General features: G+C 42.9%; 19 protein-coding genes and 3 tRNA genes. 8 read left to right on the forward strand and 14 right to left on the reverse strand.

Translation table 11 applies throughout. From position 1 onward, the window contains the following. Nucleotides 1-120: 120 nt before the first annotated feature. Genes pspF through HJG39_RS11170 form a run of 6 tightly spaced genes read left to right on the forward strand, consistent with a single transcriptional unit; the run spans nt 121 to nt 6,537 of the window. Nucleotides 121-1,224, forward strand: a complete 1,104-nt coding sequence (pspF, locus tag HJG39_RS11145; RefSeq protein ID WP_268409219.1) for a phage shock protein operon transcriptional activator — start codon at nt 121-123, stop codon at nt 1,222-1,224. After that, the gene (locus HJG39_RS11150) at nt 1,211-2,845 is read left to right on the forward strand and encodes an ABC transporter substrate-binding protein (protein WP_268409221.1); all 1,635 of its coding nucleotides are present in this window, start codon (nt 1,211-1,213) and stop codon (nt 2,843-2,845) included. The genes pspF and HJG39_RS11150 overlap by 14 nt, the downstream gene beginning before the upstream one ends. After that, entirely contained in the window at nt 2,842-3,873 is a 1,032-nt protein-coding gene (locus tag HJG39_RS11155; RefSeq protein WP_268409222.1) for an ABC transporter permease, read from the forward strand. The genes HJG39_RS11150 and HJG39_RS11155 overlap by 4 nt, the downstream gene beginning before the upstream one ends. Beyond that, on the forward strand, nt 3,860-4,753 hold the full coding sequence (locus tag HJG39_RS11160) for an ABC transporter permease subunit (RefSeq protein ID WP_268409223.1): 894 nt from the start codon (nt 3,860-3,862) through the stop codon (nt 4,751-4,753). Before HJG39_RS11155 ends, HJG39_RS11160 begins: the two co-directional genes overlap by 14 nt. Beyond that, on the forward strand, nt 4,753-5,745 hold the full coding sequence (locus HJG39_RS11165) for an oligopeptide/dipeptide ABC transporter ATP-binding protein (protein WP_268409225.1): 993 nt from the start codon (nt 4,753-4,755) through the stop codon (nt 5,743-5,745). The genes HJG39_RS11160 and HJG39_RS11165 overlap by 1 nt, the downstream gene beginning before the upstream one ends. Next, nucleotides 5,746-6,537, forward strand: coding sequence for an ATP-binding cassette domain-containing protein (locus tag HJG39_RS11170; protein WP_268409226.1), 792 nt, complete (start codon nt 5,746-5,748; stop codon nt 6,535-6,537). 100 nt (nt 6,538-6,637) lie between these two features. Here HJG39_RS11170 and HJG39_RS11175 read toward each other — a convergent pair whose 3' ends face one another. From HJG39_RS11175 to HJG39_RS11215, 9 genes are all read right to left on the reverse strand, one after another. Continuing rightward, nucleotides 6,638-8,533 (reverse strand): SurA N-terminal domain-containing protein, encoded by a 1,896-nt coding sequence (locus HJG39_RS11175; RefSeq protein ID WP_268409228.1) that lies wholly within the window; start codon nt 8,531-8,533, stop codon nt 6,638-6,640. 336 nt (nt 8,534-8,869) lie between these two features. Then, the gene (locus tag HJG39_RS11180) at nt 8,870-9,169 is read right to left on the reverse strand and encodes an HU family DNA-binding protein (protein ID WP_268409407.1); all 300 of its coding nucleotides are present in this window, start codon (nt 9,167-9,169) and stop codon (nt 8,870-8,872) included. Nucleotides 9,170-9,434: 265 nt separating this feature from the next. Beyond that, the gene (lon, locus tag HJG39_RS11185) at nt 9,435-11,783 is read right to left on the reverse strand and encodes an endopeptidase La (RefSeq protein ID WP_268409229.1); all 2,349 of its coding nucleotides are present in this window, start codon (nt 11,781-11,783) and stop codon (nt 9,435-9,437) included. Nucleotides 11,784-11,944: 161 nt separating this feature from the next. Beyond that, nucleotides 11,945-13,222, reverse strand: a complete 1,278-nt coding sequence (gene clpX / locus HJG39_RS11190; RefSeq protein WP_268409230.1) for an ATP-dependent protease ATP-binding subunit ClpX — start codon at nt 13,220-13,222, stop codon at nt 11,945-11,947. Nucleotides 13,223-13,475: 253 nt separating this feature from the next. Beyond that, nucleotides 13,476-14,105 carry an ATP-dependent Clp endopeptidase proteolytic subunit ClpP gene (clpP, locus tag HJG39_RS11195; RefSeq protein WP_268409231.1) on the reverse strand — a complete coding sequence of 210 codons (630 nt, stop codon included), beginning with the start codon at nt 14,103-14,105 and terminating at the stop codon, nt 13,476-13,478. A 92-nt stretch (nt 14,106-14,197) separates the two neighbouring features. Next, nucleotides 14,198-15,502: a trigger factor gene (gene tig / locus HJG39_RS11200; protein WP_268409233.1), complete on the reverse strand. Its 1,305-nt coding sequence runs from the start codon at nt 15,500-15,502 to the stop codon at nt 14,198-14,200. A gap of 309 nt (nt 15,503-15,811) precedes the next feature. Further along, nucleotides 15,812-15,887 (reverse strand) — tRNA-His (locus HJG39_RS11205). An 83-nt stretch (nt 15,888-15,970) separates the two neighbouring features. Next, nucleotides 15,971-16,047 (reverse strand) — tRNA-Arg (locus HJG39_RS11210). A 79-nt stretch (nt 16,048-16,126) separates the two neighbouring features. Continuing rightward, nucleotides 16,127-16,203, reverse strand: a tRNA-Pro gene (locus HJG39_RS11215). Between the two features lie 280 nt (nt 16,204-16,483). On the opposite strand from HJG39_RS11215, the gene folD reads away from it, so the two are divergent. Beyond that, nucleotides 16,484-17,338: a bifunctional methylenetetrahydrofolate dehydrogenase/methenyltetrahydrofolate cyclohydrolase FolD gene (folD, locus tag HJG39_RS11220; protein ID WP_268409235.1), complete on the forward strand. Its 855-nt coding sequence runs from the start codon at nt 16,484-16,486 to the stop codon at nt 17,336-17,338. Between the two features lie 64 nt (nt 17,339-17,402). On the opposite strand, the gene HJG39_RS11225 is transcribed toward folD, so the two are convergent. The 4 genes from HJG39_RS11225 to HJG39_RS11240 form a co-directional block, all read right to left on the reverse strand. After that, a complete protein-coding gene (locus HJG39_RS11225; RefSeq protein ID WP_268409236.1) occupies nt 17,403-18,419 on the reverse strand; it encodes a DUF4340 domain-containing protein in 1,017 nt (338 codons plus the stop codon). A gap of 73 nt (nt 18,420-18,492) precedes the next feature. Next, complete coding sequence (locus HJG39_RS11230) at nt 18,493-20,346, reverse strand: GldG family protein (RefSeq protein WP_268409237.1); 1,854 nt, start codon at nt 20,344-20,346, stop codon at nt 18,493-18,495. Between the two features lie 7 nt (nt 20,347-20,353). Next, on the reverse strand, nt 20,354-21,088 hold the full coding sequence (locus HJG39_RS11235; protein ID WP_268409238.1) for an ABC transporter permease: 735 nt from the start codon (nt 21,086-21,088) through the stop codon (nt 20,354-20,356). Beyond that, nucleotides 21,085-22,026 (reverse strand): ABC transporter ATP-binding protein, encoded by a 942-nt coding sequence (locus HJG39_RS11240; RefSeq protein WP_268409239.1) that lies wholly within the window; start codon nt 22,024-22,026, stop codon nt 21,085-21,087. The genes HJG39_RS11235 and HJG39_RS11240 overlap by 4 nt, the downstream gene beginning before the upstream one ends. Nucleotides 22,027-22,166: 140 nt before the next feature. Between HJG39_RS11240 and tsaA the strand changes: the two genes are divergently transcribed. Then, a complete protein-coding gene (tsaA, locus tag HJG39_RS11245; RefSeq protein ID WP_268409240.1) occupies nt 22,167-22,859 on the forward strand; it encodes a tRNA (N6-threonylcarbamoyladenosine(37)-N6)-methyltransferase TrmO in 693 nt (230 codons plus the stop codon). Between the two features lie 95 nt (nt 22,860-22,954). On the opposite strand, the gene metH is transcribed toward tsaA, so the two are convergent. Beyond that, nucleotides 22,955-25,579, reverse strand: coding sequence for a methionine synthase (metH, locus tag HJG39_RS11250; RefSeq protein ID WP_268409242.1), 2,625 nt, complete (start codon nt 25,577-25,579; stop codon nt 22,955-22,957).

The following is a 25,579-nucleotide window of genomic DNA, read 5'->3' on the forward strand; positions in this document are numbered from 1 at the left end:
AAACAAACCACAACCAATTGAATAATAAAGAAATATTTATATCTGGGCTTTTTTCCAATTGTAGAATATTATTAGTTAAGGCTACAAATTAGTGAAATTAACTAATTTTTGAGGTTTTTAATGAGTCAGTTTCGCCAGCAAGATAATTTACTTGGGCAAGCCAATAGCTTTCTCGAAGTATTAGAGCAAGTTTCTCAGATTGCTCCCCTTAACAAACCCGTCCTTATTATTGGGGAACGAGGCACAGGTAAAGAGCTTATCGCAGCCCGCTTACACTATTTATCTAAGCGATGGGAACAAAATTATATTAAATTAAATTGTGCTGCACTGAATGAGAATTTACTTGAATCAGAATTATTTGGTTATGAGGCAGGTGCGTTTACGGGTGCTAGTAAACGCCGTGAAGGCCGTTTTGAGGTAGCCCACAATGGCACCTTATTCTTAGACGAATTGGGTAATACTTCAGGACTGATTCAAGAAAAGCTACTCAGAGTGATTGAATATGGTGAATTTGAGCGCGTTGGCGGTTCTCGTTCTATTAAAGTTGATGTGCGATTAGTTGCTGCCACCAATGAAGACTTGCCCACTCTGGCAGAAAAGGGGGAATTTAGGGCTGACCTGCTCGACCGTCTCGCTTTTGATGTCATCACCATTCCACCTTTACGCGAAAGACGAGAAGACATACTTCTTTTAGCGGAACAATTTGCCATTAATATGGCTCGAGAGTTGGAAATGGAATTATTCAGTGGCTTCACCGAAAAAGCTAAACAAACGCTACTTACGTATCATTGGCCTGGAAATGTAAGGGAATTAAAAAATGTCGTAGAGCGTGCTGTTTACCGTTGCAATAACCCCTATTTACCTGTGCATGACATTGTATTAGACCCGTTCGAATCGGCTTATCGGCCTAAAGCAGTGATAAAAACACATGATCGCAGAGTTGATCCCATCCCCCACCCCACTGCTCCACCGGAAACAGAAACAACAAACACGGCTGAAAACATCGAGTTTTCGGTAAGAAAAGTGGAAGCTCCTCTGAGCTTTCCGGTAGACTTAAAACAAAAGAGCCAACAATACGAAATTGAGATGATCAAGCAAGCATTGATCGATAGCCAATATAACCAAAAGAAGACAGCGGACAAACTCACTTTGACTTATCATCAACTGCGCGGTTATTTGAAAAAATACAATTTGCTGGATCAAACTGAAGATGCCGAAAGTTGAGTCTCTAAACATCACAATTAGGCCATTATTAACTGCATTAATTAGCAGCTTTTTACTATTTGCATGTGGTGAAACGAACCCGATAAACACTGAAAAAACCGGACTGATATATTGTTCGGAAGGCAACCCATCTACGTTTAATCCTCAGCTAGCGACATCTGGCACAACCGCTGATGCATCCTCATACCAAATCTATGACCGCTTGCTAGAGTTCGATCCTGAAACGAATAAAATCGTGCCCGGGCTCGCTTCTCATTGGCAAGTCAGTAAAGACGGCCTGACCTATACATTTACTTTAAGAAAAGAGGTTCACTTCCATTCGACCCAGTTCTTCAAGCCTACGCGTGAATTTAATGCTGATGATGTCATTTTCAGCATGGATCGCTGGCGGAATTGGGATCACCCTTATCATGATGTGTCAGGCGGCAACTACCCCTATTTTGCTAGCTTAGAGTTAGATAACTTGATTGACGCTATTTACCGTGTGGATAGCCATAAAATTAAAATCACTTTAAGTAAGCCCGATAGCTCTTTTCTTGCAAACCTCGCTACCGACTTTGCGATTGTATTGTCTGCTGAGTATGGTGATTTCTTGCTCAATAAAGGCACGCCGGAACTCATTGATGAACACCCCATCGGAACGGGCCCTTTTCAATTCATACATCATCAGAAAGACCGGTATATTCGATATAAAAAGAATGCAAACTATTGGCGAGATATCCCCCTTGTCGATCAACTCATCTTCGATATTACCCCCTTAAGTTCGCTGCGCCTTGCTAAGCTCATGACGGGTGAATGTGACGTATTATCCCTTCCTGCTCACAGTGAATTAGAAATCATCCGAGAGAGAGAAAACTTAATTCTTGATGAAAAACCGGGACTGAATGTCGGTTTTTGGGCATTTAACACTTCCCGCGCTCCTTTTGACAACATCGAAGTTCGCAAAGCACTTGCTATGGCGATTGATAAATCAGCACTGGTTGAAGCGGTGTATTTTGGCAGTGCAGTTAAAGCCAATGGAATTGTTCCTCCCTCTTCCTGGGCGCACCAAAGTGATCTACAAGGTACGAGTTACAACCCGATATTGGCTAAAGAACTGCTTAAAAAAAATGGAATAGAAGATGGCTTCACCTTGGATATTTGGGCGATGCCCGTAGAGCGAACCTATAACCCAAACGCAGTAATGATGGCCGGATTGATGCAGGGCTTTTTGAAAGACGTCGGCGTCAACGTCAACATCGTCAGCTTTGAATGGAATTCATTCAGAAGGCGGCTCGCAGAAGGTAATTACGATTCTATTTTAATTGGCTGGTCAGCAGATAATGGCGACCCCGATAATTTTTATCGGCCTCTGCTTAGTTGCCCTTCCATAGACTCAGGAACAAACCGAGCAAAATGGTGCTCGCCACAGTTTGATGAACTCATTAATGAAGCCTTAACTTATAGCGATGAGAGAACTCGAGTTGCTCTTTACCAAAGTGCAAACGCCATCATAGCGGACCAAATACCACTCGTTCCCATTGCACACGCTTATCGTTATCAGGCGTACAGGAGCAACGTAAACGACTTAGTCATAAATCCTTTCGGCGGCATTCGATTTGGTGGGGTATATAAGCAGTGATAACGTATATTCTTCGGCGTTTAAATTTACTACTGCTAACACTGCTCATCTTAGCGCTGGCTTCTTATTGGTTGGTACATGCATTTCCGGGAGACCCTGTCGCCAACCTATCTGGCGTCAGTTTTATCACAGCAGAGCAAAAAGCTTATCTGGATCAGTATTATCACACCGACAAGAGTTTTCTAAACCAATTCATTCGCTACTTAGAATTGCTCTGGCTGGGTGATTGGGGAAAAAGTTTTGTATCGGGTCAGCCCTTAGTTGATGAAATTGCTACCTTTCTCCCTGCCAGCATCGAACTTGGAACATATGCACTTATTCTATCGCTCTTATTTGGAATTCCTCTCGGCTTTTGGGCTGGAATAAAACATGGAAAAGTGAGTGATTACTCAATTCTATCATTTAGTTTACTTGGTTACTCTGTTCCCGTTTTTTGGCTCGCATTGCTGCTAATTCTATTTTTCTCCTTGCAGCTCGGTTGGCTACCTATCTCGGGCAGAATCAGTTTACTTTATGATATTCCTCAAGAAACCGGGTTTATTGTTTACGATATTCTTGCTTCGAATATTGAGAATAAATATGAAGCTTTAGTCAATGCTGCCAGCCATATGCTGTTACCAACTATATCCATTTCCATTGTAACCAGTACCATTATCATGAAAATGACTCGTCATTCTGTTATCGAAGTATTGTCGAGCGACTATATTCGAGCAGCCTACGCTAAAGGACTAACTAGCCGTCAGGTACTATTAAAGCATGGCTTACGTAACGCTTTACTCCCGATTGTGCCGCAAGTTGCGATGCAGTTTACGACGCTGCTAACGAATGCCATGATTGTCGAAACGATTTTTTCTTGGCCGGGTGTCGGCAACTGGCTAATACAAGCCATTTATCAAGAAGATTACCCCGCAATACGAGCAGGTATGTTGGCAGTGTCAGTATTGGTGGTTGTCTTTACTGTATTTATTGACCTAACACACAAGGTTTTTGACCCAAAAAGGATGCATCACAGACGTGTTAAAAACTAGCTTATATCAGGAAGAGGCCCCCCCTTCCCCATTACAACAAACTTGGCTGGAATTTAGCAAAAGCCATGCAGCCTTTTTCGGCCTGTTATGCATGTGCTTCTTTGTCTTAGTAATTAGCTTTGGGCCTTTAATAACACCATATTCTCCCCTAGAACAAAATACCGACGCCTTATTGGTGCCTCCTGCATGGACTGCCAGCGGAGGAATCGATTATATGCTCGGGACTGATGCCTTAGGTAGAGATATTATGTCCAGAGTGGTGTACGGAACACGCGTTACATTGGGGATTAGCCTATTTCTCGTTATTGTTTCCATGATAATTGGCATTCTAATTGGCGCCTTCGCGGGGATGATGCGTGGACTGCAAAGTAGCATTTTGAATCACTTACTGGATTCTCTTATGGCTATTCCCACGCTATTAATCGCCATCATTATTGTCGCTATCCTTGGACCGGGTTTAATCAACTCAATGTGGGCCATAACACTTGCACTTGTCCCACAATTCATTCATTACACTCGAGACGCTGTCCGTTCTGAACTGAGAAAGCCCTACGCTGTTGCAGCAAAGCTAGACGGTGCTTCCAAAGCGCATATGTTTCGCTCCACTATTTTTCCAAACATCATCGAAATGCTTGTCGTCAGAGGCACGCAGGCGCTATCAACAGCAATTTTGGATATAAGTGCACTCGGCTTTCTTAATCTGGGTGTGCAAGCTCCTGGAACTGAATTAGGCGCCATGTTGTCGGAAGGTTTGGACATATCCTATATTGCGCCTTGGAGCATTGCTGCACCGGGAGGCGCAATATTCCTAATGATATTATCCATTAATCTCGTCGGTGATGGTTTGAGAAGCGCACTTCATAATAGGTTCTTACACTAATGCCTTTACTCGACATCAAAAACCTAACACTAGAAATAGAAACAACAAATGGTTGGGTGAAAGCACTTGATAAAATTAGCTTGACCATTGCGCCTAAAGAAATTCGAGCATTGGTTGGGGAATCCGGCTCAGGTAAAAGCCTAATTGTAAAAGCGATTGTAGGAGCGATTAACGAAGGATGGCGCTTAACCGCTGATCGACTAAATTGGGGTGGCAAGGATTTGCTAATGTTATCCGATGAAGAAAGGCGGCAAATTACTCGAGAAGATATTGCTGTTATTTTCCAAAATCCCACACATTCTCTCGACCCGACGGCAACATTAGGTGAGCAACTTGAAGAAGCAATTCCTGACCACTTGATCGGTAAAGGCTGGTATTGGGAAAGACGGCAAAGGCGCAATGAAATAGTTGCTTCACAATTACATAAAGTCGGCATTAAAGAGCACGATGCCTGTGTTAGCAGTTATCCACACCAAATCCCTGATGATATATGCCAGAAATTTATGATTGCGATGGCATTAGCTTCTGAGCCCAAGTTATTGATTGCGGATGACCCAACAAAGGGCATGGAAACGACCACAAAAATCCAAATTCTTAAACTACTCAGCCGCCTCAATGAAACCAAAGAGCTTAGTATTCTATTTGTTAGCCATGACCTACTTGCTATTGCCTCTTTAGCTGAAACAATGACGGTATTGTACTGTGGTCAAACGGTTGAAAGTGGACGATTGATGCAGCTAAGAAGGCGCCCTCTGCACCCATATACGAAAGCCCTACTCGACAGCGCACCAAGTTTCAGAAAGGACTTATTACCGAAAACAGAACTCAATGCATTAGAAGGCACAATTCCAACATTACAAAATCTACCCGCTGGTTGCCGGCTTGGTCCTCGTTGTCCAAGGGCACAAAAAGAGTGTGTAAAAATGCCTGAGGTTCGCTATATACAGAATCATTATTATAGTTGCCACTTTCCATTGCATAGGTATAAATAATTGACTCCCGTTCTCGCAGTAAAACAGCTTTATTATAAACGTAAGACCGTTCGAGGCTGGCGTCAGGCAGCAGTTGACCAATTCGTTGTAGGTCCGATTAACTTTGAAATAAATGCAGGGGAAACACTAGCGGTTATTGGTGACAATGGCTCGGGGAAGTCCACTATTGCCAACTTACTTGTTGGTGTAGAAAACCCAACATCTGGAAGCATTTTATTAAACGGACAAAAAATCCAATATAACAATTTAAAACAGCGTAGTTTAAATATCAGGATGATATTTCAACAGGCAAGAGAGTCGCTCAATCCAACTGTCCCCGTAGGAAAGATACTTGAAGAGCCATTAAAGCTAAACACTGATTTAACAGCGCAAGAACGCCATGAACGGATACGAGAAACGTTACAGCAAGTTGGTTTGCTATCGGATCACGCACACTTTTACCGGCATATGCTTTCCGACGGACAAAGCCAACGCGTTGCCCTTGCAAGAGCTTTAATACTGAATCCACAAGTGATAGTCGCTGACGAGCCATTCGCAGCACTCGATCCTTCGGTTCGCTCTCAAATGGTAAATTTGTTAATGCAATTGCAAAAGAAACTGGGGCTGAGTTATATCTTTATATCTCATAATTTGGGGATTGTTCGACATATCAGCGATCGTGTGTTGGTTGTTAATAACGGCAGGATAGTGGAGTCAGGAAAAGCAGAAGTGATTTACAATAATCCGAAAACAGACTACACAAAGCGCTTAATCAACGCCTTTAATACACTAATTGATAATCGCGTATTCTAACCCCCTACAGAAACCCTATTCCCTTAGGCATAAAAAAGCCAGCTCCTAGAGCTGGCCCAAAAACTGTCAATCTACCCTAGTAGGATAGGCATCACTTAAATTAATTAGTTTCAGCGGTTTTGGCATAAGTAATATCAGCCGAAGCCTTTAATTCTTCCAACATACTCTGAAAACTAGATGCACCAATTTGTCTCGCTAAACGCTGCTGCGTGCTTTTCACTTCGTTCTCATCAAATTGTTCTGGATTAGCAATTTCTTGTAACTCTACTAACGCCACATCGCCACCGGCCAATTCAACAACATCAAACTTATCATCTTGAGAAAGTTTAAATAATGCAGTGCGCACCTCAGGATCAACTTCATTAGATGCTCGAATAATCGCTTCATGGGTCTCCCATGCAAGTTCTTTAGACGCAAGTAAGGTTTCCGCCTCACCTGTCTCTACTAACGCATGTTTCACCTCATTTGCCCAATCCTTTGCCGCTTCAAGAGCCTTTTCTTGAGTTAGCGCTGCATCCACTAGCATTTTTACTTCTTCTAATGCCTGAGTACGACGAGGGCTATGCTCTATAACACGAACAACTACAATATGATTATCACCAAGGCTGAGTACATCGCTATTAATCTTTTCATCAATCGCATTTTCAGAGAAGACTTGCTCCAGCAAGATAGGATTTGCCAATACCCCTTCTGCTTCATCTCGAGAGAAAAGCGCGGATGTCATCACATCAACATTCGCTACCGCTGCAACTTCACCAAGGGAGTCCGGCACTTCAAATGCTAGCTCTTCTACTTGAGTTTGAATATCGTAGAATCGCTCAACAGCTTTTTCTTGTTTGATGGCTAATCTAATTTCATCGGCGACATCTTCTAATTCTTTGACCTGCTCTTCTTTTAAGTCCGTAAGCTTAATGATATGAAAACCAAACTCACTTTTTACCACATCAGAAATATCACCCACCTGAGCAAGTGAAAAAGCGGCTTCTTCAAAGGCGGGATCCATTTGACCTTTCTCGATCCAATCTAAGTCGCCCCCATTTTCACCACTGAACGTGTCTGCGGAATTTTCTTTTGCTAAAGAAGCAAAATCAGCTCCTGTGCGGGCAATATCTAATAACCCCTGTGCATTTTCTAAGCTGGCCTCTTCGTCATCACCAAGCTCGACTAAAATATGCGACACACGACGTTGCTCATCACTACGATAACGAGACTGGTTACTTTGATAATAATCTTCTATCTCTTGTTCAGTGACTTCCATTTCAGATGCCAACTGACTCGCTTCCAACTCGATATATTCGACCTTCACTTTTTCTTGGGTATCGAAATCGGTGATGTTTGCACTGTAATAGGCGTTTCTTTCTTCGTCATTAATTTCAATGCTATCGCTGAACAAAGAAGCGGGAACCTTCACAACACGCGCAGTACGTGTTTGTTTTTGAAGCCTTAAAGCTGACTTAGCTTCACTAGGTAAAGTAAAGTTGCTCGCTAACACCGCATCAGATAACTGACGACGAGTTAGGTCTCCACGCAATAGTTCTTTAAATTCATTTACCTGCATACCTGACTGAGCAATTAAGAGCTTGAAACGTTCATTATCAAACTGTCCACCTAGCTGAAAAGCGGGTGTTTCAATTATTGCTCTTTTAACGTCTTCGTCACTTACACGCATTCCCGACTCTGTGGCAAATTGATCAAGTAATTCTTCACTTACCAGTCGTTCTAAAATTTGCTGCCTAAAGTTACTTAAATATTCAGGGTTAGCGGCTAGCTGAGAGAACAACTCACCGAGTTGTGACTCCATACGTCCACGCTCATTTTGATAAGCTCGCTCTAGCGTTAGACTTGAGATTTCCTCACCGTTAACAACAGCCGCAGGAACTTCACTCCCTGAGTTGATATAACTTCCTACACCCGCAAAAACAAAGCTTAGGATGACTAATCCGAGCACCACTTTTGCAAAGATGCCGGTTGCCCCTTCTCTCATTTTTTCCAACATTGTATTTCAAACTCTCCAATTTACGTTCCGCCATTTAGGTCGTAAGTGACTCAACAAGCCTATTAGTCTTACTGGAACTCGATGTTCATTCAAAATATCTACGAGTTAACTTATTTAGGCGTTTGTTCGGCATAAAATTTGACGCTGCATTATAGACTAATAATTAAATAGGGAGTACCGACAATTTTGATTCTTAACACTAGGAATTACTCTATTGCTGGAAAATCAAACAATATTTGAAGGTAACAAACAATTAGTGAAACGAGCGACTTGGTGGGAAAATAAAAAAAGCCTCCATAACAGGAGGCTCTTAGAATCTTTAAAGACAGCTAATGATTAGTTACATGCGTCTTTCAGAGCTTTACCAGCTTTGAAAGAAGGAACTTTCGCTGCAGCAATTTGGATAGTTTCACCAGTTTGTGGATTACGACCACTACGAGCTGAACGCTCACGTACAGAAAAAGTACCGAAACCTACAAGAGCCACTTGGTCGTTACTTTTAAGTGCTTCAGTTACAGTATCTGTAAACGCGTCTAAAGCGCGAGTAGCAGAAGCCTTGGAAATATCAGCACTAGCAGCAATCGCGTCGATAAGTTGAGCTTTGTTCACAATATCATCCCCTTCAATTGTTATTATTAATTGTTCCGCATTTGTAATTGCAGAGACGTTATAGCAAGCCTGAAATGTAACTTCAAGCAAAGGCTAACAATTCTATAAAATTTGACGAATCGCTTTCATCCCTTTGTTTACAAGGCTTCCAGCAAATCTGCTCCTAAGGCTACCACAACTTTTACGTTTGGGAAGCCCCTTGGAGTCAAATAATTTAAAAAAAGTGCGAACAGGTCGATACTTTCCCCCATTTACAAGCTAAAACGCTTATGAAACGGGCGATTGAGCATACTTAGCCTGCCAATTCTATACCTTCTGGGTTCTCCTGAAGCGCAATTTTCAAAACATCATCAATCCACTGTACAGGATGGATTGAAAGATCTTTTTTCACGTTTTCAGGAATTTCTTCCAGATCACGTTCATTATCTTTCGGAATAACGACGGTTTTGATCCCACCTCGATGCGCAGCTAGTAGCTTTTCTTTTAAGCCACCTATCGCTAACACTTCGCCTCGTAGCGTAATTTCACCTGTCATGGCTACATCACATTTCACAGGGTTTCCAGTTAAACTAGAGACCAGCGCCGTGCACATTGCAATACCTGCACTAGGTCCATCTTTAGGCGTAGCCCCTTCTGGCACGTGGACATGAATATCACGCTTTTCATAGAAGTCATCGTTGATACGCAGTTTTTCAGCTCGACTTCTCACGACTGTCATCGCTGTTTTGATTGACTCCAACATCACATCACCCAGTGAACCGGTAAACGTCGTTTTGCCTTTTCCGGGAACAGAGGTCGTTTCAATCGTTAACAAATCACCACCAACTTGGGTCCATGCTAGACCAGTAACTTGACCAATTTGATTGTTCTTATCGGCCTTACCATAGTCAAAGCGTTGCACACCTAAGAAATCTTTCAAGTTATCTTGGTTAACAATGACCGATTTACATGTTTTATCAGTTAAAATATTTTTAACGGCTTTGCGACAAATCTTTGAGATTTCTCGTTCCAAGCTACGCACACCCGCTTCACGAGTGTAGTAACGAATAATGCCGATGATGGCAGAGTCATCAATGGTCAACTCCCCTTCTTTTAGACCATTTCTCGACATTTGTTTTTTAATCAAATGGCGTGTAGAAATATTGAGTTTTTCGTCTTCGGTGTAACCCGACAAACGAATTACTTCCATACGATCTAGTAGCGGCCCAGGGATATTCATACTATTAGAAGTAGCTACGAACATAACATCAGATAAATCGTAATCCACTTCCAAATAGTGATCGCTGAAACTGTTGTTTTGTTCTGGATCTAAAACCTCAAGTAGTGCTGAAGAAGGATCGCCCCGCATGTCTGACGACATTTTGTCTATTTCATCTAGTAAAAATAGTGGGTTCTTTACACCCACTTTTGACATCTTTTGAATTAACTTGCCCGGTAATGAACCAATGTACGTTCTACGATGACCACGGATCTCAGCTTCGTCTCTAACACCACCTAACGCCATACGGATATATTTACGCCCTGTTGCCTTAGCAATAGACTGACCCAGAGAGGTTTTCCCTACTCCGGGAGGACCAACCAAACACAGAATTGGGCCCTTTAGCTTACGCACACGCTGTTGCACGGCAAGATATTCAACAATACGCTCTTTGACTTTATCTAAACCATAATGATCTTCATCAAGAACACCTTGCGCCAAGGTTAGATCTTTTTTGACTTTACTGCGTTTATGCCACGGCACACTCACAAGCCAGTCGATGTAACTTCTTACGACTGTTGCTTCTGCTGACATCGGTGACATCATCTTTAATTTATTGAGTTCAGCTTTTGCTTTATCTTCAGCCTCTTCAGGCATCTTAGCTTCTTCAATTTTTTTAGATAACGCTTCAAATTCGTCAGGCGTATCGTCCAACTCGCCCAATTCTTTTTGAATTGCCTTCATTTGCTCATTCAGGTAATACTCGCGCTGGCTTTTTTCCATTTGCTTTTTCACACGAGTACGAATTTTCTTTTCAACTTGCAGCAAATCAATTTCGCTTTCCATCAAAGCCATTAGATATTCCAAACGTTCTGAGACGTTGGTCATTTCCAATACTTTTTGCTTTTCAGCAAGTTTTAAAGGCATATGAGCAGCCATGGTATCCGCTAATCGAGCCGCCTCATCAATGCCATTAAGAGAAGTTAGCACCTCTGGTGGTACTTTTTTGTTTAACTTTACATAGCCTTCAAATTGAGAAATGGCAGAGCGAATCATCACTTCCTGCTCTGCTTCGGGAAGCTCCTCATCTTGATTACGGCTTACTTCAGCCACAAAGTAATCATCTGTTTGCGTATATTTATCGATAGAACCGCGCTGATTACCTTCGACCAACACCTTTACCGTACCATCCGGCAATTTTAGCAACTGTAAAAGAGTCGCTACTGTACCAACCGTATAGATGTCGTCAGTTTTAGGATCATCGACGCCAGCGTCTTTTTGAGCGACCAAAAATATCTGTTTATCTTTATCCATGGCGGCTTCGAGACAACGAATTGACATTTCACGCCCTACAAACAGAGGGATGACCATGTGCGGATACACAACGACATCTCGCAACGCCAATACCGGCATTTCGATACTGGTTAGCTTTTCTTCACTCATCTTGATTCTCTTTTACAATCGTTCAATTCATTAAGATGGAATATGGGGATAGCCATTAAAAGATCAAATGCTTATCCGTACTTTTCTGAAAAATTTAGACATTAATTGCACATTTAGACATTAAAAAAGGCCCATCGGGCCTTTTTTCAAACTTGCTATATTTACTCAGATGCGGCTTTTTTATCAGATGCACTGTCATAAATCAGTATGGGCTTGGATTCGCCTTTAACAACTGTTTCATCAATAACAACTTTACTGACGTCATCCATTGCTGGGAGTTCGTACATCGTATCAAGCAAAATTGACTCCACTATGGAACGCAATCCACGAGCCCCTGTTTTACGCTCCATTGCTTTTTCTGCAATAGCGTGTAAAGCATCATCTCTAAATTCTAACTCAACATCCTCAATTGCAAATAAAGCCGCATATTGTTTCGTTAATGCATTCTTTGGCTCTTTCAAAATACGGATTAACGCGTCTTCGGTAAGTTCTTCCAAACTGGTGACTACTGGTAAGCGCCCAATAAACTCAGGAATTAAACCATATTTAATGAGATCTTCTGGCTCAACCTTTTGGAACAAAGAACTTAATGACGTTGTATTGCTCTTGGACTTTACTTCAGCGCCAAAACCAATACCAGTACCGATATTTGCTCGTTGCTCAATAATTTTATCTAAACCTGCAAACGCACCACCACAGATAAATAAGATTTTCGAAGTATCGACCTGCAAGAATTCTTGTTGAGGATGCTTACGACCACCTTGTGGCGGCACTGATGCAATTGTCCCTTCAACTAACTTTAGTAGTGCTTGCTGAACACCCTCACCCGAGACATCGCGAGTAATGGATGGGTTATCCGACTTACGAGAAATTTTATCGATTTCATCTATATAAACAATACCACGTTGAGCCTTTTCAACATCGTAGTCACATTTCTGAAGTAACTTCTGAATGATGTTTTCAACATCTTCACCAACATATCCAGCCTCGGTCAATGTTGTTGCATCTGCCATTGTAAAAGGCACATCAAGTAGACGTGCAAGCGTTTCCGCTAACAAAGTCTTACCAGAGCCTGTTGGACCGATTAATAAGATATTACTCTTACCCAATTCAACGCCATCATGAACATCACCATTACGCAATCGTTTATAGTGGTTATACACCGCTACAGACAACACTTTTTTGGCGTACTCTTGACCAATAACGTAATCATCTAAATGGGTATGGATTTCAGTTGGTTTAGGTAATGCATCTTCCTTTTTCTTCGGGGAAATTTCTTTAATTTCCTCACGAATAATGTCATTACACAACTCGACGCATTCGTCGCAGATAAAAACAGAAGGGCCAGCGATTAATTTACGTACTTCGTGTTGGCTTTTGCCACAAAACGAGCAATACAGTAATTTGTTATCGCCGTCTCCACCTTGTTGCTCACTCATTTAATACCCCACCTGTGCATTGATTTGAGCCGCTTCATTAAAAACGTCCTAGAAATATCTATGTGTTACTGTTGATTTTAAGCCTCTAATCACTAGACACTTAATACCACTAATTCTATTTCATTCCTAAACACATAGTAGAAGCTTAGGGCGCTTCTCTTCTTAATAGAACAGCGTTCTTTAGCTAATGTATAGGTTGCAAAGTAAAAACCCAAGTTTCATTAAGAACGACGTTCACAAGTCATTGCTTTTATTATTTATTAATTAAGGCATCCGCTCTGCTAGATAGCACTTGGTCAACCAAGCCATAATCCATAGCCTGCTGCGCACTTAGAAAGTTATCACGATCTGTATCTTGAACCAATCTTTCATAATCTTGACCGGTATGTTCAGCAAGTAATCGGTTTAACTTCTCTTTAATTGCTAATGTTTCTCTAGCATGAATTTCAATATCGGATGCTTGACCTTGATAGCCACTTAAGGGCTGATGAATCATCACACGAGAATTATGAAGACAATAGCGCTTACCCTTTGCTCCACCAGAAAGTAGGAATGCCCCCATACTCGCAGCTTGACCAATACAAACGGTACTCACATCTGGCTTAATGAAGTTCATGGTATCGTAAATAGCCATTCCCGCCGTTACTGAACCACCCGGAGAATTAATATATAAGAAAATATCTTTTTCTGGGTTTTCAGCTTCCAAAAATAACAACTGCGCGACAATCAGGTTCGCCATATGATCTTCAACTTGACCAACAAGGAAAATCACATTTTCTTTTAAAAGACGGGAGTAAATATCGTATGAACGTTCACCCTTAGAGGTTTGTTCAACGACCATAGGGACTAACGCACTGTTTATATCAGGAATAGGATTCATCATATTTGGAAGTCTTTTTTAAATAAAAAAATGCTCAGAAAATACTGAGCATTTAAGCAGGATGAATACTGAAAAGTCAATTCAATACAAACAAATTATGCTTGTTTGTTCATGATCTCTTCAAACTCTTTATTTACTTCTGTTACTACAGCTTTTGCAGCAATGGCGTCAATAGCTTGATCTTCAAGTGCTAAATTTTCCATTTGCTGAAGCAACTCTTTGTTGCTCTTGTAGTAATTGATCACTTCTTCAGGATCTTCATACGCAGAAGCAGAAGTCTCGATCATTGCATCAACGCGAGCAGGATCAACTTTCAACTCTTCGTTGTTGATGACCTGACCTAGCAACAAACCGATTGAAACACGGCGACGCGCATTTTCTTCGAATAAGTCATCTGGCAACTCTGGCATATTACCTTGCGCTGCTTGCTGACCGAAACGTTGCATTGACTGTTGACGCAAAGCATCGATTTCTTGCTTAACCAATGCTTTTGGCAAATCAACAGGGTTATTTTCAATCAGACCCGAAATAACTTGTTCTTTTACTTGGTTTTTCAAGTTTTGATCAAGCTCTCTTTGCATATTACGTTTAACTTCTTCACGCAATTTGTCTAAGTCGCCGTCTTCAACACCAAATAATTTTGCGAATTCGCTATCTAATTCAGGCAACTCTAATTCTTCAACTTTTTTCAAAGTCACAGCGAATTGTGCATCTTTACCTTTCAATTTTTCAGCGTGGTATTCTTCTGGGAAAGTTACGTCGATAGTAAACTCATCACCCACTTTTTTGCCTACGATTGGCTCTTCAAAGCCCGGGATCATTCGGCCTTTACCCATTTCTAAAGCGAAATCTTCCGCTTTACCGCCTTCAAACTCTTCGCCGTCTACTGAGCCAACAAAATCGATAGTGACTTTATCGTCTTCTTTCGCTGCACGCTCCACTTCTTTCCAAGATGCGTGTTGCTTACGTAGCGTTTCCATCATATTGGCAAGATCTTCATCTTTGATCTCAACAACCGGCTTTTCAATTTCGATTTTTTCCAAATCGTTCACTTCGATTTCTGGATAAACTTCGAAAGATGCAACGAACTCTAGGTCTTGTCCGTCTTCATCTTTATTTAATTCAAACGCTGGCGCACCGGCTGGATTGATCTTTTCCTGCACAACTGCTTCGTAAAAGTTGCGCTGCATCACTTCGACAGCAATTTCTTGACGAACTGCTTTGCCAAAACGCTTTTGGATTACAGAAACAGGTACTTTACCGGGGCGGAAACCATTAATGCGTTGGGTTTTAGCCAACTGTTGCAAACGGGCTTTAACAGCAGAATCAATTGTGTCCGCTGGAACAGTAATAGTAAGGCGGCGTTCTAAACCTTCTTTTGCCTCTACTGAAACTTGCATTCTTTTACCTCAACTTTAGTGCATCTGCACTTCTAAACATTGCTTCCAGTTCCTAGTCAATTAAATGTATTGACCCACTTAAAAGGCTACTTAAAGTCAATCTACCTAGGGAAACCGGAGACATTACCTGACAAAAAGACGCCGTAGTATACCGATGAGTTATGCATGAGTCGAGGGCTAAAACACAGGTTATTTTCTTGGGAATAAAGATTTTGAAAAAAATAGGAACAAAGCCGATAAAAGCGTAAAAGTAAGGCTCAATATTAATTGGAGGATACAGACGAAATATTGAATAAACTTAAGAGGGAGTGGGGTGGACGATGGGACTTGAACCCACGACAACCGGAATCACAATCCGGGGCTCTACCAACTGAGCTACGCCCACCACTGGAATTGCGAGATATATCGACTGTTTTAGATATTTCTCTGGAAGCTAAATTTATGCTAAACGCTACTTGCTTACGCTAATGGCGCGTCCGGCAGGATTCGAACCTGCGACCCACGGCTTAGAAGGCCGTTGCTCTATCCAGCTGAGCTACGGACGCATCGAATTTAACCGAACATCAACGCTTGACGTTGCTAAGCATATTTATCGTATAATCGACTAATTTAGCTTTTACAAGATGGTCGGTGAGACAGGATTTGAACCTGCGACCCCTTGGACCCAAACCAAGTGCGCTACCAAACTGCGCTACTCACCGACATAACTTGTATACTGCTAACCACTGTTTTGCTCAGTGGCTACGGGTGGCGAATACTACGGATTTGAATTTAATCCGTCAAACACTTTTTTCAAACTTTTTTCCGTTCGCTGAAAAACACGCCAATAACAACATAATTTAATCAAATAGAACAATTATCGTCCTACACAACAAAGGCTTGGCACGGATTTGCTATTTCCTAATCAATCCAATTGCGAGGCGCACAAAGTTCATGAGAAAATGCGCTTCCCTCTTTTTTAGTTAATGGCTCAAAATTAGTATGACGGCACAAATCATCGACGGAAAAAAAATCGCTAAATATTTAAGAGAAGGTATCGCCACGCATGTATCTTCTATTGTTTCATCGGGAAAACGTCCACCCGGTTTAGCCGTTGTCCTTGTTGGTAGCGATCCTGCCTCAAAAGTTTATGTAAAGAATAAACGTAAAGCATGCGAAGAAGTAGGATTTGTTGAACATGCTTACGACCTCCCTTCCACCACCAGCCAAATTGAGCTCATTGCCCTTATCGAAAAACTTAATCAAGACCCGCAAATTGATGGCATCCTAGTACAGCTTCCTTTACCTGCGGGTTTGGACGCCAGCGAAATCCTAGAGCGCATTCATCCGCATAAAGATGTAGATGGCTTTCACCCTTACAATATAGGGCGTTTAGCACAACGCATCCCATCGCTTCGTCCTTGCACGCCGAAAGGGATTATCACCATGGTTGAGTCCACCAAACGACCACTTAAAGGGTTGGACGCAGTGGTGGTTGGTTCATCTAACATTGTCGGCCGCCCAATGGCGCTAGAACTGTTGTTGGCAGGCTGCACCACTACAGTTTGTCACAAATTCACCAAAGATTTATCTAAACATGTTAGCCGCGCCGATTTACTGGTTGTAGCAGTTGGTAAACCAGAATTTATTCCCGGTTCATGGATTAAAGAAGGGGCAATTGTAATTGATGTTGGCATTAACCGCCTTGATTCTGGCGAGCTAACTGGCGACATCGCCTTTGAAGAAGCGCAAGAACGCGCTGGCTGGATTTCTCCGGTTCCCGGCGGTGTTGGCCCAATGACAGTCGCAAGTTTAATGGAGAACACGCTAGAAGCGTATGTGAAGTATCATAGTTAAGGTTTAACGCGCTCCAGATCGATGAATGAGAACTGGAGCGCTTAAATCATCAAATAGGACTCAACTACTCTTCTTGCTCAGGCTCCTCCTGCTCCGCCAAAAAGTGGCTCAGTTGTTTATCAAACTGCTTCACCGAGAACGCGGAAACGTCGTACACGTACTTGGTAAAGTAGTCATTCTCCGGTGACGAAAACGTGGCTTGATAACCGTCATCGGTTTCAACAAACTCAACCATTATTTGCCCGCTATTAGTCAGCGTTAAGCGAAAAGACAGCACCGATTCTGCATCTACTGTTTGCGCTTGTTCAAGATCCTGTTTTTGCTCTTTATCTTGGCCTTCGCCCAAAAGTTCAACGCTATCGAAACGCAAGTTAGTAATGTTATTAACGGTGTTTTCCAAAATTGTGGCATAGGCGAGTTCTGCATCTTCATAACCCTTTAATTGCCATTTCCCGCTGTCGCTTTCATTTTCGTTTTTGTACATCTCCCAACCCTTATCGCCCAATCTAGCAAAAGCGCTGACTTGTGAAGCATCAATATTAAGAATGGGTTGTTGCAGCCAGTCGGTACGGTTAATTGGCGCAGTTAAGCGTTCGTTGACCAGCCACGTTTGCTCTTCTGCGAAAAGGCGCACATACGTACCGCCTGAATTCGCTTCATTACCAATGACCACAGAAGCTAGCGGCGTATTTTGAGAAAACACCTCCACCAACACAGAGTTGGCATTTTCAGCATCAATAGGCTCAACACCAAGCCGCACATAGTTTTCTGGTTTACTGGTTTTGGGTTGTTCACGCTTAGCCTTAACCAAACCTTGCATCAAACTCGATAGTTTTTTCTGGTCTACCGGATAATCATGGAAATTGCTTGCAAGCCAACGCCCGTCTACTAAATGTGCAACTAATACTTCTCCTTCCGAACTTTTGATTCGGATTTTATCAACCGAATTTGCCGAAGTCGCAAGCTCAGCCAATAATGGGCCTTCAAGGGTGGTTTGCTTACTGGTTTTTGGTTGTGTCATCGCAATCAATACAATGGCAATAACGACTAAAATGCTTAACGGAAATATCGCTTTTTGCATGATTAAGCTCCTACGTGTGAATAGGTATTATTCATTATTTCCCTCGAAATCATTTTCAAAACTTCTCTGGAGCTTATTCTCTAAACTGCCTTGCCGTGACGCGTTTTGCGCGCATCACCAGCATTAACAACAACACAAGGAAAATAGGCGCAATGGCAATGTTTGCGAACTTTAATAAAGAGCCAAGTTTTTCTATATCTTTATCGAGCTGATGCCTCACATCCCGCAACTCTTTTCGAATGGCAATACGCTCTTTATTAAACTTTTCGATAGCTTGAGTTTGCTCATCTGAAAGCACCAGTCGGCCATCCTCTGTTTGCTTGGCTTCCAACTCAGACAGTACCGATTCGGTTTCAAACAAACGTTCTTCCAAAATAGCTTCTTGCTCTTGGAATTTCATTTGCGCTTCGAGCATTAAATCATCTACTTTAGTGAACGGGCGCGAATACGTGCCTCGTCCTCGAATGCTAATTAGAGCGCTGCTTCCCCCCATATTTTCAACCAAATTGGTTAACAATGAGCCGTTATCCGCAAACGCTGTATAAATAGTTTGATCAAACAAACGGGACTGGCTCACCCAAAAGTGATCGGCGAGCAAATCGCTATCTCCCACTAACACCACGTTGATGTCACCTTGATTGGTATGTTCTGCTAGCTCAGTTTCAGGTGACTCTACAAAAGCCGATGTCGCGGGGCCAGAAAAGCGTGCTGCCAATGTGCGTGTTTCTGTGTTTTGTGAGAGTAAATCACTTAGATTATTGGGATCTTGCACCGCAGCATATTCTGAGCCTTGCGCTAGGCTTCCTAGCTCAGATGAATGCATCAACGGCAGCATGGTTAATTGGCTATCCTCACTGAGCATCATCGAAGCAAACGAAGCACCATTAATCACTTCTAAATTGGCCGAAACCACATCGTTTTGGTCAATCAAATCACGACTTAACCCCAACACGCCTAAGTGCTTCAACGGTCCCATTTGTGTGTTTAATTCCAAACCTGTAGCAGGGTCTAAAACAATCTGTTCTAAATCAAGATTAATCCCCCACGCCGCTAACATTTGTTCTAGTGCTTGCGCGTCTTCCCCCGCAGAAACATTTGCGCCACTTGAAGCCATAGGTAGCATTGGGTCGCTCTCATGATGCGGATCGAAAAACGCAACCAACTTGCCACCAGACAACACAAACTGGTCGATGGCATAACGCATTTCCTCCGAGAGGGAGCGCGGGTGAATCAATAAGAGCACATCCAAGGCTTCAGGTAATTCACTGGCATTAGAAGGTAGCGTTTCCACATCGTAAAGCGACTGCAATTGACTGTAGAAGTGCCATGGTGGATCAAACTGCCCTGTCATTGGGTTTTGCCCACCAGACACAGAAAGCCCGGAAAGCAACCCTACTTTCACTGGCTTCGCATTGCTCAACTGATAAATCATTTGGCTAATGTCATATTCTAGAAAGCGTTCTTTTTGTGGATCGAAAAAAGGAATCACTTGCTGGTCATCCAAGGCATTTCTGGCTGCTAAACCGAAGTAGATAGCGTCATTTTCTGCTGCCAGTGCTGCTCCTGTTAACCCAAAATCGACCGCTTGATCTTCGGCTTCGGAAAATGGCTCTGGATCAATCCAATGCAGTTTCAACATACCATCGGAAGCAGATTCGTACTCTTTCAGTAAATTTTCCACTCGAGTGGCGTAGTTTCTAAGTGTGGTTGCACCTTCGGAGGCTTGCTCCGAAAAGAAAAAGTACAGATGAATAGGTTCGTCGATGTGTTGTAAAATCGACTTACTGCCATCAGAAAGCGAATAAACCTGATCTTCCGTTAAATCAACCCGTAGCGGTTGAAACAAACGTTGGCTCAACAACACGGAAACGAAAAATAAGACTGCAAGTAGCAGCATAGCAATTGGCGTAGAAAAACGTTTATTCATGAGGTTGTTACTCCGCTTTTTTCTGCTCAATAACAAGTAACCCGGCATACAGCCACACGGCTATCACGATGCCAAAATACATCAGATCATTTAAAGCGATAACGCCGCGCGACATGTTTTCAAAATGCGTCATGAAGCTAAAGGCTGCGAGGGTATCTAAGAACCACAAAGGCACCCAGCCTTTGAAGGCATCGAGCACCACATCTGAGCCACTTAGCACAAATAAAAAGCAGACTACCACCGATAAAATAAAGGCAATCACCTGACTTTTTGTCAGTGCAGACATGCACACACCAACCGCTAAAAATGCCCCTGCCATCAACCAACTCCCAATATAGGCAGCGATGATAATGCCGTTATCTGGCGCACCAAGGTAGTTAACGGTTATCCACAACGGAAAAGTTAGAATAAGAGAAAGCCCTAACACCGCCCACGCTGCAAAGAACTTGCCTAACATGGCATGCAGTGTGGAAATCGGTAAAGTCATGAGCAATTCAATACTGCCGCTTTTGCGTTCTTCCGACCATGTTCGCATTGCCATCGCTGGCACCAAAAACAAGTACAACCACGGATGGAAATTAAAGAATGGTAGCAAATCGGCCTGACCGCGCTCGTATAAATGCCCCACGTAAAAGGTAAAAATCCCCGAAAGCACTAAAAAGATGGTGATAAATACATAAGCGACGGGGGTTGCGAAAAAACTGGAAAATTCGCGTTTAAACAGGACGCCAACATGATTCATGATAAGTTTGCCTCCTCGGTTAATTCTCTGAATACGTCGTCTAATCGGCCTTGCTCAACATACATGGATTTTGCTGTTAGCCCCTGAGATTGCAGCGCAGCAGAGGCTTGCTCTAATAAACCTGTCCCTAATTGATCTTCGGCATTCTCTGGAATAAGAGTAACGGCACAATTTACCTCATCAACTTCAACCGACTTTACTCCTTTGAGCGCCGAAAAAACCTCTACCGCTGGCAAATCGTCAAACAGAATATTTACCGCTTGATGATATTTGGATTTCGCCTGCAACGCTTGCGGTGAGCTATCGAACAGCATTTTTCCGCTAGCAATTATCATGGCGCGATTACACACGGCGGTCACTTCTTCGAGAATATGCGTGGAAATGATAACAATTTTATCTTTCGATAAGTTTTGGATAAGTTTTCGAACTTGATGTTTTTGATTTGGATCCAAGCCATCTGTTGGTTCATCAAGAATAAGAATATCGGGATCGTGCAGCAGCGCTTGAGCTAGCCCAACGCGTCGCTTAAAGCCTTTGGATAAATTCTCAATGGGCTTATCCAACACGGCTTCTAAATCAACAAGCTCAATCACTTTATTGACCCGAGCCCGCTTGTGCTTACCCGTTAAACCGCGAACATCAGCAATAAAGTTCAACATCTGAATAGGCGTCATATCACCATAAGATGGCGCCCCTTCTGGCAAATAGCCAATGCGTTTTTGAATGGCCTGTCGAGAGGTATCAATCGCCATATTGGCAATGCGAATCTCGCCACTATCCGGTTCTAAAAACCCGGTTAACATTTTCATTGTGGTAGATTTACCCGCCCCGTTTGGCCCAAGAAACCCAACCACATCACCTGAATGAATTTGAAAAGATAAATTATCAACGGCAACAAAATCGCCGAAAGTTTTTCTAATATTAGTTGCTGTGATCATGTTAATCCCCATATGATCAAAGGAAGGACATAAAATCGCTGAAAATATGGCGCTGACAATCCAGATTTCAAGTGATTAATTTGAAGTAACTTTCTTCCAACTTGTAACGATTTTTAACAGAGCTGACGCGAGGTCATGGTATGGAATTAACGCCAATTGCTTATATTAGCACTCCGTATAAAGAAAAGTTTGCTATTCCTCGCCAACCGGGATTAGCCCCGGCAGTGAAAGGCAAAATCACCATGCAGCCAGACTTCAACGACATCAATGCTTTTCGAGGGTTAGAAGGGTTTAGTCACATTTGGTTAATTTTTCAATTTCATCAAGTTCCTGACAATAAATGGACGCCATTAGTTCGCCCTCCAAGACTCGGTGGGAACAAGAAAAAAGGCGTATTTGCCACGCGCAGCACACATCGCCCCAACAATTTAGGCATGTCGGTGGTACGTTTAGAATCCATTTCTCACGACAATGGGCAAGTGTGTATTGAAGTCTCAGGGATGGATTTACTTGATGGCACGCCTATTTTCGATATTAAACCTTATATTCAATATGTAGATAGCTTACCAACTGCCCAAAGCGACTTCGCTCAACAGCCGCCTATGCAATTGGCCGTGGAATTTTCTGAACAAGCACAACGAGCGCTAGCGCGACACAGCGAACACTATCCTGACTTGGAACAAGAGCTAACACAGATTTTATCTTTTAATCCCTGCCCCGCTTATCAGCAAGACAAGGATGAACAGCGTATTTACGGTGTGCGATTATATGACTTCAACGTCAAATGGCGTCTTTGTGGTCATATTGAAGTGTGCGATATTGAAACCGTGTAGGCTCACTAGACTCATATAAAAAAGGCCCCAAACAGGAGCCTCCAGACGTCACTCAATAAAAATAAGTGGGCTAAAAACCGCTTTAGATAATCGACTTAAAAACCAATATTGGGAGCAAGCCATTTTTCTGCTTCCTGCAACGACCAGCCTTTACGTTGTGCATAATCTTCCAGTTGATCTCGCTGGATTTGCGCCACCGCAAAATAACGCGAATCAGGATGCGAGAAATACCAACCTGAGACCGACGCACCGGGCCACATAGCATAACTTTCTGTTAACTTTATACCTGTTCTAGCCTCTGCCTCTAACAAATCCCAAATCACTTGCTTTTCGGTATGTTCTGGACACGCTGCATAACCGGGTGCAGGGCGAATACCTTGGTACATTTCGCGAATGAGCTTTTCGTTGTCTAAGCCTTCATCCTCAGCAAATCCCCAGAAGACTTTACGTACTTGTTGATGCAGATATTCTGCAAACGCTTCTGCTAAACGGTCACATACAGCTTTCACCATAATATTGTTGTAATCATCGTGCTCAGCTTCAAAAGCCTTCGCTAAAGCATCTTCTTCAACCCCCGCAGTCACCGCAAACATGCCAATGTAATCTTGTTTATCGCTATCCACTGGCGCAATAAAATCACTCAGGCAGTTATTCGCGCCTTTGGGCTTTTGTGATTGCTGGCGCAAATGATGGCTAGTTGCCAATACTTCTTTTCGCGTTTCATCTGAATAGATTTGGATGTCATCTTGCTGGGCATTGGCAGGAAACAGGCCGATAACGCCTTTCGGGTGTAAAGAATCTTGCGCGATTAACGATTTCAACATGGCGTTGGCATCGGAAAAAAGCTTTTTCGCTTCTTCACCCACTACGTCATCTTCAAGAATACGGGGATACTTACCCGCCAGAGACCATGTCATGAAGAATGGTGTCCAGTCGATGTAGTCCACCAAGGTTTCAATAGAAACCTCCACCTCCTGAACGCCCAACTGCTTGGGTACAGGCGGCTGATAGTTGGCCCAATCAATTGGAGCGGCATTGGCTCGAGCTGCTTCTAGGCTAATAGGCTTACTTTTCGGACGCTTACGCGCATGTTGCTCACGCACGACTACATATTCATCACGAACCTGTTGTGCAAACTCTATTTTCGCGGTTGGTGACATGAGCTTCTGACACACACCTACCGCTCGAGAGGCATTAGGCACATAAACGGTTGCACCTTCATAGTTTTCTTCAATTTTGACTGCGGTATGAGCTTTAGATGTCGTTGCACCACCAATAAGCAGAGGGACATCCATGCCTAAACGCTGCATTTCTTTTGCCACGTACACCATTTCGTCCAACGACGGTGTGATAAGCCCTGACAACCCAATCATATCGACATTTTCTTCTTGTGCCTTTTGCAAAATATTGGCACAGGGCACCATTACACCCATATCGATAATTTCGAAGTTATTACATTGCAGCACTACGCCCACAATGTTTTTGCCAATATCGTGAACATCACCTTTTACGGTTGCTAACAAGATTTTGCCATTACTGCTGCCTGCAGCTTTACCTCTTTCGATATATGGCTCCAAGTACGCCACTGACTTTTTCATGACTCGCGCCGACTTCACCACTTGTGGCAGAAACATTTTGCCTTCGCCGAATAAATCGCCAACCACATTCATGCCGTCCATTAACGGACCTTCAATAACATGCAACGGCTTTTCGGCTTCTAAACGAGCCGCTTCGGTGTCTTCTTCAATATAATCGGTGATACCTTTTACCAACGCATGCTCTAGCCTTTTACTAACCGGCCACGAGCGCCACTCTAAATTTTCTTTAACTTCTTCTCGTTTACCACCTTGATACTTAGGCGCAATCTCTAATAACCGATCGGTCGCTCCATCGTCTTTATTCAAAATAACGTCTTCTACGGCCTGGCGTAACTCTAGTGGAATATCATCGTAAACCGCTAACTGACCGGCGTTAACAATCGCCATATCCATGCCTGCTCGAATGGCATAATACAAAAACACTGAGTGCATCGCCTCGCGCACGGGATTATTGCCGCGAAACGAGAAAGAGATATTCGATAGTCCACCGGAAATATGTGCGTGCGGTAAATGCGCTTTAATTCTGCGCGTGGCTTCTATGAAGTCGACCGCGTAATTGTTGTGCTCTTCAATGCCAGTGGCCACCGCAAAAATATTCGGATCGAAAATAATGTCTTCTGGTGGAAAACCCAGTTCATCAACCAAAATACGGTAAGAGCGTTGGCAAATTTCAAACTTGCGGTCTTCGGTATCGGCTTGCCCCGTTTCATCGAAGGCCATCACCACCGCCGCCGCACCATAACGGCGAATTAATTTTGCCTGATGCTTGAACTGAGCTTCACCTTCTTTGAGTGAAATGGAATTGACAATGGCCTTGCCTTGAACGCAACGTAACCCGGCTTCAATCACGCTCCATTTAGAGGAGTCGATCATGATGGGTACGCGGGCGATATCGGGTTCGGAAGCAATGAGGTTCATAAAACGCGTCATCGCCGCTTCGGAATCCAACATGGCTTCGTCCATGTTGATGTCAATAACTTGCGCGCCGTTTTCAACTTGCTGACGAGCGACATCCAAAGCCGTTTCGTAATCCTCTTCAAGGATCAATCGTTTAAATTTGGCAGAACCAGTAACATTAGTACGTTCACCAATGTTGATGAATGAGGAAGATGCGTTAACCAT

Source organism: Alteromonas sp. a30 (assembly GCF_026788005.1).
Taxonomy (GTDB): Bacteria; Pseudomonadota; Gammaproteobacteria; order Enterobacterales; family Alteromonadaceae; genus Paraneptunicella.